Origin of the sequence: Nonomuraea sp. NPDC059023, assembly GCF_042740095.1 — a bacterium.
GTDB lineage: Bacteria > Actinomycetota > Actinomycetes > Streptosporangiales > Streptosporangiaceae > Nonomuraea.
In genome coordinates this window covers 113549-130090 of record NZ_JBHYIO010000038.1, presented here as the reverse complement: position 1 = coordinate 130090, position 16542 = coordinate 113549, and the positions used below count along the sequence as shown (strand labels likewise).

Annotated in this window: 20 protein-coding genes; 9 read left to right on the top strand and 11 right to left on the bottom strand. The window is 70.2% G+C overall.

The window, feature by feature from the left end; genetic code table 11:
- Window positions 1-14: 14 nt before the first annotated feature.
- The 4 genes from ACFWYW_RS45695 to ACFWYW_RS45680 all read right to left on the bottom strand — a co-directional run bounded on the left by ACFWYW_RS45695 (window position 15) and on the right by ACFWYW_RS45680 (window position 3658).
- On the bottom strand, window positions 15-839 hold the full coding sequence (locus tag ACFWYW_RS45695) for a conjugal transfer protein (RefSeq protein ID WP_379610662.1): 825 nt from the start codon (window positions 837-839) through the stop codon (window positions 15-17).
- A 548-nt stretch (window positions 840-1387) separates the two neighbouring features.
- Window positions 1388-1744, bottom strand: coding sequence for a hypothetical protein (locus tag ACFWYW_RS45690; RefSeq protein ID WP_379610663.1), 357 nt, complete (start codon window positions 1742-1744; stop codon window positions 1388-1390).
- 73 nt (window positions 1745-1817) lie between these two features.
- The gene (gene ychF, locus ACFWYW_RS45685; protein WP_379610664.1) at window positions 1818-2894 is read right to left on the bottom strand and encodes a redox-regulated ATPase YchF; all 1077 of its coding nucleotides are present in this window, start codon (window positions 2892-2894) and stop codon (window positions 1818-1820) included.
- A gap of 11 nt (window positions 2895-2905) precedes the next feature.
- Window positions 2906-3658: a hypothetical protein gene (locus tag ACFWYW_RS45680; RefSeq protein ID WP_379610665.1), complete on the bottom strand. Its 753-nt coding sequence runs from the start codon at window positions 3656-3658 to the stop codon at window positions 2906-2908.
- 87 nt (window positions 3659-3745) lie between these two features.
- On the opposite strand from ACFWYW_RS45680, the gene rmuC reads away from it, so the two are divergent.
- The gene (gene rmuC / locus ACFWYW_RS45675) at window positions 3746-5011 is read left to right on the top strand and encodes a DNA recombination protein RmuC (protein WP_379610666.1); all 1266 of its coding nucleotides are present in this window, start codon (window positions 3746-3748) and stop codon (window positions 5009-5011) included.
- A 41-nt stretch (window positions 5012-5052) separates the two neighbouring features.
- Complete coding sequence (locus ACFWYW_RS45670) at window positions 5053-5544, top strand: DUF6542 domain-containing protein (protein ID WP_312896584.1); 492 nt, start codon at window positions 5053-5055, stop codon at window positions 5542-5544.
- Window positions 5545-5602: 58 nt separating this feature from the next.
- Here ACFWYW_RS45670 and ACFWYW_RS45665 read toward each other — a convergent pair whose 3' ends face one another.
- On the bottom strand, window positions 5603-6568 hold the full coding sequence (locus ACFWYW_RS45665) for a 4-hydroxy-3-methylbut-2-enyl diphosphate reductase (protein ID WP_379610668.1): 966 nt from the start codon (window positions 6566-6568) through the stop codon (window positions 5603-5605).
- A gap of 114 nt (window positions 6569-6682) precedes the next feature.
- Between ACFWYW_RS45665 and ACFWYW_RS45660 the strand changes: the two genes are divergently transcribed.
- The 3 genes from ACFWYW_RS45660 to ACFWYW_RS45650 all read left to right on the top strand — a co-directional run bounded on the left by ACFWYW_RS45660 (window position 6683) and on the right by ACFWYW_RS45650 (window position 9477).
- Entirely contained in the window at window positions 6683-7831 is a 1149-nt protein-coding gene (locus ACFWYW_RS45660) for a hypothetical protein (RefSeq protein ID WP_379610669.1), read from the top strand.
- Between the two features lie 26 nt (window positions 7832-7857).
- Window positions 7858-9150, top strand: a complete 1293-nt coding sequence (gene xseA, locus ACFWYW_RS45655) for an exodeoxyribonuclease VII large subunit (RefSeq protein WP_379610670.1) — start codon at window positions 7858-7860, stop codon at window positions 9148-9150.
- 78 nt (window positions 9151-9228) lie between these two features.
- A complete protein-coding gene (locus ACFWYW_RS45650) occupies window positions 9229-9477 on the top strand; it encodes an exodeoxyribonuclease VII small subunit (RefSeq protein WP_379610671.1) in 249 nt (82 codons plus the stop codon).
- 334 nt (window positions 9478-9811) lie between these two features.
- On the opposite strand, the gene ACFWYW_RS45645 is transcribed toward ACFWYW_RS45650, so the two are convergent.
- Window positions 9812-10219: a nitroreductase family deazaflavin-dependent oxidoreductase gene (locus tag ACFWYW_RS45645; protein ID WP_379610672.1), complete on the bottom strand. Its 408-nt coding sequence runs from the start codon at window positions 10217-10219 to the stop codon at window positions 9812-9814.
- Window positions 10220-10305: 86 nt separating this feature from the next.
- Between ACFWYW_RS45645 and ACFWYW_RS45640 the strand changes: the two genes are divergently transcribed.
- Entirely contained in the window at window positions 10306-10905 is a 600-nt protein-coding gene (locus tag ACFWYW_RS45640; protein ID WP_379610673.1) for a TetR/AcrR family transcriptional regulator, read from the top strand.
- Between the two features lies 1 nt (window position 10906).
- Here the strand turns inward: ACFWYW_RS45640 and ACFWYW_RS45635 are convergent, their stop codons facing one another.
- Both ACFWYW_RS45635 and ACFWYW_RS45630 read right to left on the bottom strand, forming a co-directional pair.
- The gene (locus ACFWYW_RS45635; RefSeq protein ID WP_379610674.1) at window positions 10907-11440 is read right to left on the bottom strand and encodes a DUF4245 domain-containing protein; all 534 of its coding nucleotides are present in this window, start codon (window positions 11438-11440) and stop codon (window positions 10907-10909) included.
- 11 nt (window positions 11441-11451) lie between these two features.
- Entirely contained in the window at window positions 11452-12033 is a 582-nt protein-coding gene (locus ACFWYW_RS45630) for a TetR/AcrR family transcriptional regulator (RefSeq protein ID WP_379610676.1), read from the bottom strand.
- Window positions 12034-12115: 82 nt separating this feature from the next.
- Between ACFWYW_RS45630 and glpX the strand changes: the two genes are divergently transcribed.
- Entirely contained in the window at window positions 12116-13150 is a 1035-nt protein-coding gene (glpX, locus tag ACFWYW_RS45625; protein WP_379610677.1) for a class II fructose-bisphosphatase, read from the top strand.
- A 42-nt stretch (window positions 13151-13192) separates the two neighbouring features.
- On the opposite strand, the gene ACFWYW_RS45620 is transcribed toward glpX, so the two are convergent.
- Both ACFWYW_RS45620 and ACFWYW_RS45615 read right to left on the bottom strand, forming a co-directional pair.
- Window positions 13193-13843, bottom strand: a complete 651-nt coding sequence (locus ACFWYW_RS45620) for a DUF1707 domain-containing protein (protein ID WP_379610678.1) — start codon at window positions 13841-13843, stop codon at window positions 13193-13195.
- 59 nt (window positions 13844-13902) lie between these two features.
- The gene (locus ACFWYW_RS45615) at window positions 13903-14451 is read right to left on the bottom strand and encodes a hypothetical protein (RefSeq protein ID WP_379610679.1); all 549 of its coding nucleotides are present in this window, start codon (window positions 14449-14451) and stop codon (window positions 13903-13905) included.
- Between the two features lie 72 nt (window positions 14452-14523).
- On the opposite strand from ACFWYW_RS45615, the gene ACFWYW_RS45610 reads away from it, so the two are divergent.
- Window positions 14524-15180 (top strand): DUF998 domain-containing protein, encoded by a 657-nt coding sequence (locus ACFWYW_RS45610; protein ID WP_379610680.1) that lies wholly within the window; start codon window positions 14524-14526, stop codon window positions 15178-15180.
- Window positions 15181-15206: 26 nt separating this feature from the next.
- Here the strand turns inward: ACFWYW_RS45610 and ACFWYW_RS45605 are convergent, their stop codons facing one another.
- Window positions 15207-15803, bottom strand: a complete 597-nt coding sequence (locus ACFWYW_RS45605) for a TetR/AcrR family transcriptional regulator (RefSeq protein ID WP_379610681.1) — start codon at window positions 15801-15803, stop codon at window positions 15207-15209.
- Window positions 15804-15876: 73 nt separating this feature from the next.
- On the opposite strand from ACFWYW_RS45605, the gene ACFWYW_RS45600 reads away from it, so the two are divergent.
- Window positions 15877-16524, top strand: coding sequence for a phosphatase PAP2 family protein (locus tag ACFWYW_RS45600; RefSeq protein WP_379610682.1), 648 nt, complete (start codon window positions 15877-15879; stop codon window positions 16522-16524).
- The last annotated feature ends 18 nt before the right edge of the window (window positions 16525-16542 follow it).

Here is a 16542-nt window from a genome sequence, read left to right as displayed (position 1 = left end):
GCGAGTGTGTGCGTCTATCCAACGGCCCGACCGGCGCCACGGATGTCCTGGACGTACCACTTGTCGCCCTGCTTCACGACAGTGAGGCGATAGGCCTGCTCGAGACGGCCGCCGACCGCGTTGGGGTCGGCGGTCGGTTCGGCCGACGGCGTCGCACCGGTCGGCACGACCCACACCACCTCGGCCTTGATCTCTCTGGTGGCACCCCCCACAGGCACCACGACACTCTTGAGCTCGCCGAAGGACAGCGCCCCGCCCAGGTCGGGCAGGGTCTCCCCCGCGACGAAGTAGCGCTTGAGCGACTGGGTGTCGCCCTGCGCGTAGGCCTTGAAGAAGGCTTCGAGCTGAGGCTTGAGCTCCGTCTGCGCCGCCTCGTCGCCCTCGGGCCCGGCCACCTGAGGCAGGTCGGCCGCGCCGGGAGCGGGCAGCAGGGCGGGCCTGCCGGAGACGACGAACTTCCGCCCGCCGTCGTCACCCGAGTAGTAGACCGGCACGGACAGCAGCAATCTGCGGTTGCCCGTCTGGAAGACCACCGAGACCACCGCGTTCTTCGCGTCGGTGACCTCGATGGTGTACGGCTGGATGCCGACCGCGCCGAGGCGGCCATAGCTGTCCCAGCCGAACTGCGGGTCGGCGCCGTCGGGCAGGAAGGCCGCGAGCTTGCCCGCCCTGCTCGCCGCCTCCGCCGCGGTGAAATTCAGGTAAACGCCGGCGAACTGCGCGGCGAAGGCGGAGGCCTGGTCGCTGGGGAATCCCTGCGCGACCTGCGAGGTCTCATTCGCGGCCGGGGTATTCGACTGGGTGGCCCGCTCGAATAGGGCACGAACCCCATTCACCACGATAACCACAATAAGCGCCCAGAGAATGGCGCGGCCGGCCCAGACCAGCCAGCGTCCGCCACCGCCCGACCAGCGGCCACGCCGCGGCCTGGTGGCCGGCGCGCCGAAGTCAGCCGTTTCAGGGCGCGCGGAAAGGTCAGGGTCGCCAGAGGTCCGAGGACCGTGCTGGACGGTTGACCTACGAGCCATCACGCCTCCGCTCGCGCCCGTCCCCCCGGCTGGCGCGGTGTCGTCCGTTGCCGATCCCCATCATCCGTGGTGAAGGTGTCACCTTATCCGGTCCCGCCAATTGTTCCAGGAAAGCCACGCCCATGCTGCAGGCATCGCCGCTCGGGGGCAAACCGAGTCCGTATGACAGGACGGAGTGCCGCCTCCTGTCCCTTTCCTGTGGAATTGGCATTCGACCAGGCCTGATGGGCGCCGCCCATTACCCAACGGCCAGAGATTGCTGTCCAAATGGCGCGGGGACTGTCCCGATCTGCGCATTTGGTATAAGACGCGACAAACCGCACCCCGAGCGGAGTGCGGTCTGACGATCTTCGCGCTGGTCAGGCGGGCTCAGGATCCTCCGCCTGGCGACGCCCGTGCAACTCGACGACGTTGCGGCCACGAAGGTCGATGACATTGCGCCGGGAGCCCCGGTCGATGGCCCGGTCGATGGCTCTGTGCCGGGGCAGCGCGCGCTCCAGCGAGTCGCGCAGCCCGGCAAGGATGTCCGCGGCGTCCGCGCCGTGCAGGCGGGCGGCGGCCTCGGCCCGCTCATCGACCTTCCTGCGCAGATAGGCCTCGCGGTTGACCCGCAGGCCGTACATGAGCTCAACCCTGAGCAAGGCGAGCTCCTCCTCCGTGCTGATGCCGGTCAGCGACGGCGTGGGGCGTCGTTTGCGAAGTATGCGACGGATCATCAGGCCCTCCCGAGTCAGCGTGAACGCCGTGACGATTCGACGCATGAGCGCCGGGAGGGGTTGACGTAGATGGTCAAACGTTGAAGCGAAACTCGACGACATCACCATCGCGCATGACGTAGTCCTTACCTTCGATCCGGGCCTTCCCCGCCGACCGGGCATTGGCGATCGAACCCGCACCGACCAGGTCACCGAAGGAGACGATCTCGGCCTTGATGAAGCCGCGCTGGAAGTCGGTGTGGATCACTCCGGCCGCCTCTGGGGCGGTGGCGCCCTTCTTGATCGTCCAGGCCCGCGTCTCCTTGGGACCGGCCGTCAGGTACGTCTGCAGACCCAGCGTCTCGAAGCCCACCCGAGCGAGCTGCGACAGTCCGGACTCCTCCTGGCCGACCGACTGGAGCAGCTCCAGGGCCTCCTCGTCGTCCAGCTCGACCAGCTCGGACTCGATCTTGGCGTCGAGGAAGACCGCTTCGGCCGGAGCCACCAGCGCGGACAGCTGCTCGCGCAGGGCGGGGTCGACGAGCTCGTCGGCGTCGAGGTTGAACACGTAGAGGAACGGCTTGGCCGTCAGCAGGTGCAGCTCGCGCAGCCCCTCCAGGTCCAGCCCGCTCTCGAAGACGGTCTTGCCGGTCTCCAGCACCTTGGCCGCGGCCTCCGCCGCCTCCAGCGCGCTCTTCTTGTCCTTGTTGGTACGCGCCTCCTTCTGCAGGCGCGGGATCGCCTTCTCCACGGTCTGCAGGTCGGCGTAGATGAGCTCGGTGTTGATCGTCTCGATGTCGCGCTTGGGAGAGATCTCGCCGTCGACGTGGGTCACGTCGGGATCGGCGAAGACCCGGATGACCTGGCAGATCGCGTCGGTGTCGCGGATGTTGGCGAGGAACTGGTTACCCCTGCCCTGCCCCTCGGAGGCGCCCCGCACCAGGCCCGCGATGTCGACGAACTCGACCTTCGCCGGGAGGATCCTGGCCGAGCCGAAGATCTCGGCCAGCTTGGGCAGCCGGTCGTCGGGCACGCCCACGATGCCCACGTTGGGCTCGATGGTGGCGAACGGGTAGTTGGCCGCCAGCGCGTTGCCGGTCTTGGTCAGCGCGTTGAAGAGCGTGGACTTACCGACGTTGGGCAGGCCGACGATGCCGATTGAGAGGCTCACGTCGGGTGAGTTTACTTGCTCACAAGGTGCAAGCAGGTCACCGGGCGAAAGGCGCCGCGAGCGCGCAGATAGCGGTCCGAGCCTTGGGGGCAGCCCCGGGCCGAGGTCCCGAACGAGGTGACGCGGGCCCAGGCGCGCGGCGACGAGCACGGTACGCCCGCGATGGCCGACCGCATGACCACGCCCTTGCCCGGCTTGGCCACGCACATCCCTTCGGCCAGGACGTTCCCGCCCCTGCCGAGGCAGACGACGCCGTCCCTGAGCGCCAGGGCGTCGAGGGTGGCCGCCGGGCAGGCGTCCGCTTCGCCGGTTATGGCGACGGCTCTGCCGTACCAGCTGGAGCTTGTGCAGGGACGCTCGCGGCCGTCCAAGGCCACGCAGTCGCCCGCGCGCAGCACGCCGCCGCCCGCGCCCGCGCGGCCGGGGTGGGGCTCCAGGAACGCGCGCACGCAGGCGGTACGGCCCCGCCCCACCCGCACCACCTCGTCGGTGTCGTCGGGACACCGGCCGCGGCCGGGCGGGTCGGCGGCGAGCGTGAGGACCTCGGCCTCGCCCCTGACGCACGGGGCCAGCGCGAAGCGGGCGCCGTCGCGGCTCACGCAGGCGCCGGGCGACCACATCAGCGTCTGGCGGGGCGGCTGGGCGAGTGGGGGCGGCGCGGGCCCGGAGCGGCCCGCGATGACCGTGCTCGCCGCGGCGAGCACGACGGCGGCCACCGCGACGGTGGCGGCGAGCGAGACGATCATCCGCGATCCGGTAGCCATATGGGTACTCTGAGTGACGCGAGATGTACCGCACAAGCGGAATGCACAAGCGTGTCGGGAAGATCCACTGCCCGATGTCATGCGACCATGCGTGGAGTGGATGTCGTCTCGCTTCTCATCGGACTGGCCGTCGGGGTCGCCATCGGGTTCCTGCTGGCGCGGACCAGGATGGCGGTACGGGTGGCCGAGGCCGACGCGAGGGCGAAGGCGTCCGCCGACAAGCTCGCCTACGTCGAGGGGCAGCTCGCGGAGCGGTTCCAGGCGCTGTCGACCCGCGCGCTCGACGTCAACAACATCCGCTTCCTCGAACTCGCCGAGACCCGCTTCGCCGCCACCCGCGCCGAGGCAAGCGGCGAGCTGGAACAGCGCAAGCAGGCCGTCGAGCACCTGGTGGAGCCACTGAAGGACCTGCTGGCCCGGGTCGAGACGCAGCTGCGCGACAGCGAGACGGGCGCGCGCGCCGCCCGCGCCGAGCTGTCACAGCAGATGGAGTTCGTACGGCAGAGCAACGAACAACTCCGCTCCCAGACGACGACGCTCGTGCGCGCATTGCAGCGGCCGGAGGCGCGCGGACGCTGGGGCGAACTGCAGCTGCGCCGCGTGGCCGAGATCGCCGGCATGCAGCGCCACTGCGACTTCGACGAGCAGGTCACCGAGGGCGCCCAGCGCCCCGACATGGTCGTACGGCTGGCCGGCGGCAAGAACATCGTGGTCGACTCCAAGGTCTCCCTCGCCGCCTACCTGGAGGCCGCGGAGGCCGGGGACGAGTCCCTGGCATCGGTACGCCTCGACGCCCACGCCAAGCACGTACGCCAGCACGTCGACCAGCTCGCCTCGAAGGCGTACTGGCAGGGGTTCAACCCGTCGCCCGAGTTCGTGGTGCTGTTCATCCCGGGCGAGGCGTTCCTGGCGCCGGCGTTGGAACGTGACCCGGGGCTGCTGGAGTACGCGATGGTCAGGCGGGTGCACATCGCCACCCCGACCACGCTGATCACGATGCTGCGCACCGCGCACTACGCCTGGCAGCAGGCGGCGCTGAGCGAGAACGCGCGGGCGGTGTTCGAGCTGGGCAAGGAACTGTACGAGCGGCTGTCGTCGCTGGGGCGTAACGTGGACGCGCTGGGCAAGGCTCTGACGCGGTCCGTGGAGGCGTACAACAAGACGGTCGGTTCGCTCGAAAGCCGTGTTCTGGTCACGGCGCGCAAGCTTCACGATCTCGGCGTCGTCGACGGCGACCTCGACGCGCCCGAGATGCTCGAGGGGCTGCCCAGGCCCCTCGCCTCCCCCGAACTACTGGAAACCTCGTCTCTGCTTTCGCAGGCGAACGGTAAGTTGGCCAACGGGTCGCAGTAAGGGGGGCGGGACCGGTGAGTGGGAAAGGCAGGCGTTCGGCTGTGAAGCTGACCGCCCGGGGCGCGGTCGCGCTCGCCTTCGTGGCCACCGTGGCGGGATATGTCCTGGCATCGGTGTTCGGGCTGGGGTTCCTGATGGGACTGGTCTTCATCGCGGGGAACCTGTTCGGGGCGATGCTCGTCAACCGGCGCGAACTGTTGTCGCTGGTGGTGACGCCGCCTCTGGTGTTCTTCTGCGCCACGTTCATCGTCGAGCTGCTGCGGGCCTTCAGCTCCGCGTCGGTGCTCGGCTCACTCGCGCTCGGCCTCTACACCTCGATGTCGGCGGGCGCGCCCTGGCTGTTCGCGGGGTCGGCGATCGTGCTGGCCGTCGCCTGGCGGCGCGGCCTGCGCGACAACGTGCGCGACCTGCGCGAGGAGCTGCGGTCGGTGACGGACGTGCCGCGCCCGCGCAGGGAGCAGGCCTTCGCGCCCGAACCCGAGGGCTACTTCGAGCCTCGCGTGTACGGCACCGCCCGCCGCGACGAGCCCTGACCACCCTTTGCCGGGGGCCCACCAGGGCCTTCGTCCCTCGCGGCGGGTCCATCTGGGCTCAGGAGGCGCGCAGGTCCTTGCGCAGCTCGTGGGGCAGGGCGAAGCGCACGCGCTCGTCCACCGGCTGCACTTCGCGCACGTCGTCGAAGCCGTGCTTGGCCAGGCGGACCAGCACCTCCTCGACCAGTTCCTCGGGAACCGAGGCGCCGCTGGTCACGCCGACTGTGTCGACGCCCTCCAGCCACTCGTCCCGGATGTCGGCGGCGTAGTCGACCAGGTAGGAGGCGTCGGCGCCGTAGTCCTTGGCCACCTCGACCAGGCGCTTGGAGTTGGAGGAGTTCTCCGAGCCGACCACGATGACGAGCTGTGACTCCGCGGCGATCTCCTTCACCGCGACCTGGCGGTTCTGGGTGGCGTAGCAGATGTCGTCGCTCGGCGGGTCGAGCAGCGTCGGGAAGCGCTCCTTCAGGCGGTTGACCGTCTCGACGGTCTCGTCGACCGACAGGGTCGTCTGCGAGAGCCAGACCAGCCGGCTCGGGTCCTTGACCTGGATGCGCTCGACCGAGTCGAGGCCGTCGACGAGCTGGATGTGCTCCGGGGCCTCGCCCGCGGTGCCTTCCACCTCTTCGTGGCCCTCGTGGCCGATGAGCAGGATGTCGTAGTCCTGGCCGGCGAAGCGCTTGGCCTCGTTGTGGACCTTCGTCACCAGCGGGCAGGTGGCGTCGATCGTGCGCAGCTGCCGGTTGCGGGCCTCCTCGTGGACCGCCGGGCTCACGCCGTGGGCGGAGAAGACCACGATCTCGCCTTCGGGGACCTCCTCGGTCTCCTCGACGAAAATGGCGCCCCTGGCCTCCAGGGTCTTGACCACGTGGGTGTTGTGGACGATCTGCTTGCGCACGTAAATGGGGGCGCCGTACTGCTCCAAAGCCTTCTCGACCGCGACCACGGCTCGATCGACTCCGGCGCAGTAGCCGCGGGGCTTGGCCACGAGGACGCGTCGGCTGGTGGGGGTCTTCGGCTCCATGCTCCCTATGCTACGTGGAGCGGCGAACCGGCCGGCGCGTGCGTGCCCGTTACGCGTTTGCCAGACTAGCCGTCCAATACGGGCCCCCCGCCCCGCGTAAACCAGGGAGTCCTCATGTCCCTCAGCGACGTGATACGGAACATCGCCAAGACCATCACCAACAAGGAAAAGGCCAAGGAGCTGCCACTCGTCGTCATCCAGTCCACCTTGAGCGCCGCCGGGCAGGCGTTGCTGCTCGTGGACCGGGTCAAGAACTCGATCAAGGGGCTGGCCTCACGGGAAGAGGCGGAGGAGACCAAGCGTCCCGCCACCGAACAGCTGGCCGAGAGCACGGAGGACAAGCCCGCGCGCCGGGAGCCGGTCATCTTCGCGCCCCGTCCGAGCGCCACGGGCGCCGCCGAGCCGAACGGCACCGCCCCGAAGGCCAAGGCGGACCCGGTCATCTTCACCCCGTCCGCCAAGCCGGACCCCACCCCCTCGGCCACCGAGCCCACCCCGCCCGCATCCCCGGCGACCGAGGCCACCACCGCGGCCGAGGCTGTTTCCGCCACTGAGGCTGTCGAGGTCAAGCCGGTTGTCGTGGAGGAACCGGCTCCCAAGAAGCCCACCGCCACCGATGCCGCCACCACCGAGCCCGTCGCCAAGGAGGCCGTCACCACCGAGGCCGTCGCCGAGGAGCCCGTCAGCGCGGAGCCCGTCGCCAAGGACGCCGTCATCGAGGCGGTTGTCGTCGAGTCGGCCGAGCCTGTGGCCAAGCGCACGACCGCCAAGCGCGCGAGCGCCAAGCCGAAGACCGCGGCTCCGAAGGCCGCGACCCCGGAGGCCGCCACCACGGCTACCGCTTCCGAAGCCGCGATCGGGACCGAGGCCGAGGCGCCGGTCAAGAAGCCCGCGCGGAAGGCGCCTGCCAGGACCGCCACCGCGAAGCCCGCCGCCGCGAAGCCCGCCGCCTCCAAGCCCGCCGCTTCCAAGCCCGCCGCTTCCAAGGCCCCCGCTTCAAGGGCCGCTGCTTCCAAGCCCGCCGCCAAGAAGGCTGTTGCCGAGCCGGGTGCCGGGGAGGCTGTTCAGGGGGCGGGAGCCGTACCTGGGGAGCCTTTGGTGGGGTATGGGGAGCTGACGGTTGCTTCGCTCCGCGCGCGGATGCGTGGGAAGAGCGCGGCGCAGATCGGTGAGCTGCTCGCCTACGAGCGGGCCACGCAGGGGCGGCCGGAGGTCGTGAAGATGTACGAGAACCGCCTGGCCAAGCTCGAAGCCGGAGAATAGTCGGCCGGGCACCGTAGTCTGCCGCCATGAGCTCGAAGACCTCTCCCGAGTCGCCCTTGCCGATCCGTACGGTCCTGCAGATGGTCGGCGGGTGGATCGGCAAGCTCGGCACGGTCTGGGTCGAGGGCCAGATCACCGACCTGAGCGCGCGCGGCGGCACGGTCTTCCTGACCCTGCGCGACCCGGTGGCCAACGTCAGCGCGCGGGTCACCGCGCCGCGCGGCGTCTACGAGGCGACCGTGCCGAGGCCGACCGACGGCGCCAGGGTCGTCGTGCACGTCAAGCCGGACTTCTGGGTCAACAGGGGATCGTTCGCGTTCACCGCCCTGGAGATCCGGCCGGTCGGTGTGGGCGAACTGCTGGCCAGGCTGGAGCGGTTGCGGCAGTTGCTGGCCGCCGAAGGGCTGTTCAACGCCGACCGCAAGCGCAGGCTGCCGTTCCTGCCGGGCACGATCGGGCTGATCTGCGGCCGTGACTCGGCGGCCGAGCGCGACGTGCTGGAGAACTCGCGGCGCCGCTGGCCGGCGGTGCGGTTCAAGGTCGAGGAGGTGGCCGTCCAGGGGCCTTACGCCGTGGGCGAGGTCACCGAGGCGCTCGGCAAGCTCGACGCCGACCGCGAGGTCGACGTGATCGTGGTCGCGCGGGGCGGGGGTTCGCTGGAGGACCTGCTGCCGTTCTCGGACGAGAGCCTGGTCAGGGCGGTGGCGGCCTGCCGTACCCCGGTGGTGAGCGCGATCGGCCACGAGCAGGACAGTCCGCTGCTCGACCTGGTGGCCGACGTGCGCGCCTCCACGCCGACGGACGCGGCCAAGAAGGTCGTGCCGGACGTCGGCGAGCAGCTGACGCTGGTGCGGCAACTGCGTGACCGGGGGCGCCGGGTGGTGGGCGGCTGGCTCGACCGCGAGATGTCGTGGCTGACGTCGGTGCGTTCGCGCCCGTCGCTGGCGGATCCGGTACGCGAGCTCGAACGCAGGGCCGAGCAGGTCGACGCGCTGCGGGATCGCACGCGGCGCAGCCTGACGGGTTCGCTGGACCGGGCCGCCGACTCGCTGTCGCACCTGCGGGCCCAGCTCGTGGCCCTGTCTCCGGCGGCGACGTTGGAGCGGGGGTATGCGATCGTGCAGCGTCCCGACGGGGACGTGGTACGGCTGGCCAAGGATGTGGCGCCGGGCGACGTGCTGACGATCCGGCTGAGCGACGACCGGCTGGCCGTACGGGCCGAGGGCGGCACCGGTTCTGGGGGTGACGCGGCGCCGAAGCCTGCCAGGAAGCCGCGCAAGAAGGCCGCGCCCGAGCAGCCCGCCCTCGACGAGTCCTAGGCGAACCAGGTCAGGGCCGGGTACGGCCATCGGCGGGCCAGGGCGCGATTGTCGGTCTCTGACTCTAGGGTGGGTCGCGTGGCAGATGAGAACGCACCCGGGGCCTCCTCCGACAGGACACCGTCGTACGAGCAGGCTCGGGAGGAGCTGACCGAGGTGGTGCGCCGCCTGGAGACGGGCGGGCTGACCTTGGAGCAGTCGATCGAGCTGTGGGAGCGGGGGGAGAAGCTGGCCGCGGTGTGCGAGGAGTGGCTGCAGGGGGCCCGCGTCAAACTCGCCGCCGCCATGGCCCGCCGCACCGAACCCACCGACGACACCCCGTTCTAGCACCACGCCACGGGGTTCGGAACCGGCGGTCCGCGCCTGGTTCCGGCCGGCGAACCCGCCGCGTGGGCTCGGGGTTGGCGGTGAGCGCGGGGTCGGGGTTGGTGGGCTGCCGCGTGGTCGGACCCGTGGACCACGCGGGTGGCCGGCGGGGCGGTCGTTACGGTGGCCCGCCACGCACGCTGGACGACCGTTCCCCTGGACGGGGCCCAGCCACGGACGGCGGGTGGGGCTCACTTGGCTGGGCCGTAAATGCTGGGCGGGGTTGAAGCAGTTTGAAGGGGTTTGGGCGTGCGCGCGAGACGCCCAAGGCGCGCAGGAAGCGTGAAGAGAGATATCAGGTGCGGTGGAGGGAGAGGACGGGGATGCGGCGCGTGGTTTTGGCCTCGTATTCGGCGAAGCCGGGGGCGATGGCGACCATGCGGGCGTAGAGCTCGTCGCGTTCCTTGCCGTCGATCTGCTGGGCCTTGGCGGAGAACGTCTCGGTGCCGATCTCGGCGGTCAACTCCGGGTTGGCCAGCAGGTTGTGGTACCAGGCCGGGTGGTTGTCGGCGCCGGCGTTCGAGGCGATGATCACGTAGCGGTCGCCGTCCGGGAGGTACATCACCGGCGAGGTCGTCTCGTTGCCGGTCTTGGCGCCCTTGGTGGTGAGAAGGACGAGGTCGTGACCTTCGAAGTATCCGCCGACCTTTCCGGCGTTGGCCCGGAACTCCTCGATCACCTTCTGGTTGAAGTCGTTCGGCATTGCCACTCCCAAAACATATAAACGGAGAACTCTCCGCATCAGACTAACCGGAGAAGTCTCCGTTTCCAAGTGGCTATGCTCAAGCTGTGTGCGAACGCCAGCTCCTCCCCGTTCTCGGGCAACCTCCTCCCGAACGCGCCGATGCCGCACGCAACCGGCAGAAGATCGTCGACTGCGCCGCCCGCATGATCGCCGAACGCGGCGCCGAGCAGCTCTCGCTCGACGAGGTGGCGCGTGAGGCCTGCGTGGGAGTCGGGACCGTCTACCGCCGCTTCGGCGACCGCGCGGGGCTGCTCTACGCGCTCATCGACGAGCGGGAACGGCACTTCCAGGCGGCGTTCCTGAGCGGTCCCTCACCGCTGGGGCCGGGGGGCACGCCCGGCGAGCGGATCTCCGCGTTCCTGCGCGCCCTCGTCGACCACTTCTTCGGGCAGGAAGAACTCTTTCTGCTCCTGGAGAAGAGTTCGCCGAAGGCCCGCTTCACCGGCCCGTACCACGTCTACCACGCCCACCTGACCGCGCTGCTCGCCCAGCTCCGGCCGGGCGCCGACCAGCGTTTCCTGGCCGACGTACTGCTCGCGCCCGTCAACGTGGGCCTGCTCAGCTTCCAGCGCACCGAGCGCGGGTTCACGGTCGAGCAGATCAAGGACGGGCTCGACGCGCTGGTCGGGGCGATCGCGCGGTAGCTCAGGCGGCGGGCTTGGGGACTTCCTTGAGGGCGGCGGCCAGCTGGGCGAGTTCGGGCCAGTCGGCCGTGCCGGTGACCACGAGGGTGACTCCGGGCAGCGTTCTGATCAGGGTCCGCTGGTTCTTGTCCTCGCGGAAGCGCTTGTCCCAGGGCTGGCCGTTGACCTGCTCGGTGCCGACGGACTTGTCGCTGTTGGCCATGCGGTTGCCGAACCCGGCGCTCGGCTGCTCACCCGACTGGGCGAACATGGCATGCTCGCGCTTCGCGGTCGCGTACCCCAGATAGAGGACCTTCGCGCCGTTCGCGCCGTCGGCGATGCGGTTGCTGTTGGGGACCCAGCCGCCGGGGTCCTGGGCGGGGCCCCACACCTTGTACGGCACGGCCCGGTTGAAGTTGGCCAGCGTGATCGAGTAGTCCCGCTTGGGGATGCGCTCTGTCCTGCTCTGGGGCGTCATCAGCAGGAACAGGCCCACCGCCGCCAGGCAGACGAGCAGGGCCACCACGTAGGAGTAGAAAGTTCGGGTCAACCGCACAACTGATGAGGCTACCCTGCCGGGGCGACGGGTCGGAGTTGGCCGATGATGGCGAGGACGTCGTCGGCCAGCTTGCGGTCGCCGGAGAGCGTGACCTCGTTCACGGCCGCGGCCAGCGCGCCGGTGATGGCGATCACCAGGGCGGGCTGTCCCTCGAACAGGGCGGCGTTGCGCGAGGCCCACGTGCGGAGCCGATCGCGCATGACGACCTCGAATCCGGGCGGCCCGTCCCCGCGCAGGAACAGCGCGGCCAGCTCGCGCTCTTCCAGGCAGCCGTCGAGGTAGGCGCGGGCGGCGCGCAGGAAGACGCGCATCGGGTCCTGGTCGCCCGTCTCGCGGGCCTCGCGGGCGGCCCGCTTGGTCCGCTGCGTCTGTCTGCCCTGGAAGTCCTCGAACAGCGTGAGGTAGAGATCGGCCTTGCCGGAGAAGTGGTGGTAGAGGCTGCCGACGCTTGCGTTGGCGCGCGCCACCACATCGGTCACGCCCGCCTCCGCGAAACCCTTCGAGACGAAGACCTCTTTGGCCGCCGTGAGAAGGCCGACACGGGTGGCCGCGCCCCGGCCCGTCACCGCCCGTTCCACATCGCTGCTCATGAGAGGCACATTATCCTCCGCTGACCGGGGATAGAGGGGCAACTACGATCGAGGCAGTTGTCCACGAGGAGGCCCCACCATCATGTCCGATCAGACGTCTGTACCCGCAGCGCTGGCCACGGGCGAGCACGCCCCTGATCGAAACCTCGCCATGGAGCTCGTCCGCGTCACCGAGGCGGCCGCGATGGCCGCCGCGCGCTGGGTGGGCAGAGGCGACAAGAACGGCGCGGACGGCGCCGCCGTCAACGCGATGCGCCAGCTCATCAACACCGTGTCCATGAACGGTGTCGTCGTGATCGGCGAGGGCGAGAAGGACCACGCGCCCATGTTGTTCAACGGCGAGCAGGTCGGTGACGGGAGCGGTCCCGAGTGCGACGTGGCCGTCGACCCGATCGACGGCACCCGGCTCACGGCGCTCGGCATGCCGGACGCGGTCTCGGTGATCGCGGTGAGCGAGCGGGGCTCGATGTTCGACCCGTCGGCCGTGTTCTACATGGAGAAGCTCGTCACCGGCCCGGAAGCGGCCGACGTGGTGGACATCGAAGCCCCCGTGGCGGCGAACATCCAGGCCGTCGCCCGCGCCAAGGGCTCCTCCCCCGCCGACGTCACCGTGGTCATCCTCGACCGCCCGCGGCACGACCAGATCGTCAAGGAGATCAGGGAGACGGGCGCGCGGATCAAGTTCATCCCCGACGGCGACGTGGCCGGCGCCATCATGGCCGCGCGCGCCGGCACGGGCATCGACCTGATGCTCGGCATCGGCGGCACCCCGGAAGGCATCGTGGCCGCCTGCGCGCTGAAGTGCCTGGGCGGCGTCATCCAGGGCAAGCTGTGGCCGCGTGACGAGGCCGAGCGGCGCAAGGCGCTCGACGCCGGCCTGAACCTCGGCCAGGTCCTCACCACCAACGACCTCGTCCGCTCCGACGACGTCTTCTTCGCCGCGACCGGGATCACGCAGGGCGAGCTCATGCAGGGTGTGCGCTTCCGCGGTGGCGTGGCGGTGACGCACTCGCTGGTGATGCGCGGCCGTTCGGGAACGATCAGGAAGATCGAGAGCGAGCACCAGCTCTGGAAGCTGCGCGCCTACTCCGCGATCAACTTCGACACCGCGGGCTGAGCCCGCTTTTCCGGCTTCCGGTACGGCGGGCCGTACCGGAAGTCAGCGACGGCGCTTACGGCGAGGCGGCTCCTTGACCTTGACGTCGCCCATGAAGTTGGTGGTGCGGACCTCGACCACCGGCCCGTCGGGCTCGGTGGGCTGCTTGGTGAGGCGCACGGTCTTGTCCTTGGACACGCGGATCACCTCAAGCCCCTCGGGCACGTGGATCTCCAGCCCGCCGAGTACCAGCGTCGCGTTGATGATGACGCGCCGGTTCTGCAGGATCGCGTCGCGCAGGTCGAGTTTGGTCGTCCCGAACATCGCGGTCACGGCGAGCTCCGCCGGAACCACCCAGCGGCCGCCGCGCTCCTCCTTCTTGAAGATCGCCGCGACCGGCCGCCCGTCCAGGAGCAGCGGCTGCTCGTCGGCGGGGAGCAGGTCGACGGTGAGGCCGGCCAGGTCGCCGAGGGTGCGGGCGGAGTAGAGGACGCCGAGGCGTTCCTCCAGCTCGTCGAGGGTGATGCGGCCGTCGGCGTGGGCGTCCTGGAGCACTTGGGCGACGCGCTCGCGGTCGGCGTCGGAGGCGCGCAGTTCGTGCGGCTGGGGCAGGTCGCTCGCGCGCTGCTGGCCGCGCGCCGACTGCCATTCCTCGGCCAGCCGCTCGCCCACCTCGGCGAGTTTCGGCAGCCAGGATCCGGGACGTTCATTCACACTTCGACGATATCCGGCGCGCGGCGGAAACTGTCGGTGCCGACGCCTAACGTTTCGGCTCAATGAAGGGTGGGGCCGCTCACGTCCAGGGTGGTGAGCACCTCGCCGTCCTCGCCGAGCGCCTCCACCGCGGGTGCCCGGCGGGCCGACCAGACCACGATCAGGAAGCCGTGGAAGGGGACTTCGATGAGGCGTCCGCGCACCCGCACCCGCCGTACCTCGGCCGAGGCGGTCAGCTCGGCGTGCCGTAGATACCAGCCGGTCCAGGGCAGCCGGTGCTCCGGGTTCATCAGCACCCCGCCGTTACCCGGGCACCGCAGGTAGTCCTCGGGCCCCTTCGCCGGCACGCGGCCGACCAGCGGATACTCGATCGTCCCGCCTCCGCCGCCGCCCCGGTGCTCCCAGTCGCCACCCCGCTTCTTGAACAGGTGGACCATGATCATGGGCCCGCCGTTGCGGTCGGACAGCACCGCCACCGCCCCGCCCTCACCCGATCTGTCCATGGCCAGCGGCAGGTAGCCCCGATCGGCGTCGAACGCCGTGCGGACCTCTTGCGGCATGCCGTGATCGAGCAGGTGACGGCATTCGGCAAGCATCCCCTTGTCCATCTTCCGAACGTAACCCAGCCCCTCCACGTTTCCACCCGGAATCGGGCCGGGATCGCGGCCGTTGTCTTCTGCATGGAGAGAGCGGCACGGGCGGGGCTCGGGGCGGTCGTGGCCGGGGTGGCGGTGATCATCGGGCTGGATCTCGCCTACCTGGGCGAGGTCAACCCCCTGCGCCGCACGATCAGCGAGCACGGCCTGGGCGACCAGGGATGGATCTTCGGACTCGGCGTGGGCACGCTGGCCCTCGGCTCGGCGGCGATCGGGCTGTCACTGGCCAGGCGGCGCATCGCCGGCTGGTTCGGGACCGTCGCACTGCTGGCCTGGAGCGTGGGGCTGCTGATCACGGCGTCGTTCCCCAAGCACGACTGGGCGGTCGGGCCGAGCCTGAGCGGCAGCATCCACCGGGTGGGCAGCTTCATCGCCTTCCTGAGCCTGCCGATCGCGGCGCTGGTCATCGCGCGGCCGTGGCGGCATCGGCACGGGATGTCCTGGGTGACGTTCCTGCTCGGGCTCGGGTCGGTGATGTGGGTGGCGGGCATCGGCGCGGCCATCGTGCTGGCCACCCGCAACGGGCTCGCGTGGTGGCAGGTCATGCCGCTCGGCCTGGTCGAACGCGGCATGGCCGCCACGGAGGTGGCCGCGGTCATCGCCCTGGGCGCCTGGGCCGGCCTCAGGGGTCCCGAACGGGCTCCAGCCGTCGCTCCGGTCCGGGAGGCGGCCTCCGGTTGAGCGGGGTCAGGATGTGCGGCGCGTGGTCAGGGCTCGCGGAGGGCGGCGGCCAGGTCGGTGACGTAGCCGCGGAAGATCGCCGGCATGTCCACGCGGTCCGGGTCGAGGAGCCACTGGGTCTGCAGGCCGTCCATCATGGCGATGAGGCGGTCGGCGTGGGCCTCGGCGTCGAGGTCGGCGCGGAACTGGCCGCTCTCGGCGCTGCGGCGCAGGGCGGCGGCGACGCCTTCGCGCAGGCGGTGGTAACGGTTCCTGGCCCACTCGTGGCCGGGGTGGTCGGCCGTCACGGCCTCGCCGCTGATGACGGAGAACAGTTGCACGAGGCCGGGCACGCGGGAGTTGTACTCGACCACGTCCACCAGCACCTTCAGCATCTCCGGCCCGTCGCTGGCGTCGAAGCCGTAGCGGCGCATGTCCATCTCGTCCCGGTAGTCGAGGACGGCCAGGAGCAGGCGTTCCTTGCTCTTGAAGTGGTGGAGCAGGCCGGCCTGGGTGAGCTCCGCGCGTTCGGCTATGCGGGCCAGTGAGGCGCCGCGGTAGCCGTTCTCGGCGAACTCGAGCAGGGCGATGGCGAGGATGCGCTCGCGCCGTGCCTCCCCAGTGGCGTATCCCCGGCGTTTCACCCCGGCACCTTACCAGGTCACATAATTGCAACAAACCTACCGAGCATTAAGGGGTTCGCCTATCTTCCCCGGCATGGAAATCCGCCCCCGCTGGACGCTCGCGTGCGGCCTCGTCCTTCTCGCCCTGGGCGCCGTCTTCACCGGGATCATGCTGGCCGACCCGGCGGCGCCGTTCACGCAAGGCTTCGACACCGCGTGGCACGAGGCCATGCTCGGCACCCGCAACGACGCGCTCACCCTGCTGTCGCACCTGCTCAACCTCAGCGGCGGGCGGGGCAGTGTGGTGATCATGGTGGTCCTGATGGCCTGGTGGCTGGCGACGGGGCGGCGCTGGGGCGCGGTGCTGCTGCTCACCGCCGCCGCTGCCACCACCGTCGTGGCGCAGGGCGTCAAGCGGCTGGTGCTGCGCGAGCGGCCGGCCGATCCGATGGTGAGCGTGGACATCGGCTCGTTCCCTTCTGGGCACGTGGTGACGGCGGTGGCGTTCTGCCTGGTCATCGTGGCCGTGATGGCCGCCGGGAATCTGCGGGCCGGGCTGACGGCGAGCGCCGTCTTCACGGTCCTGATGGTCTGGGACCGCACCTACCTCAGCGCCCACTGGTTCTCCGACACGATCGGCGGCGTACTGCTGGGCGGGGGCACGACGCTGCTGCTGTGGTGGGGGTTCGCGCCGCTGCTGCGGCAGGACCTGGTCAGGAGAGAGGCCAAGGCACTAACCTGACGCCACCTCATGTTTACT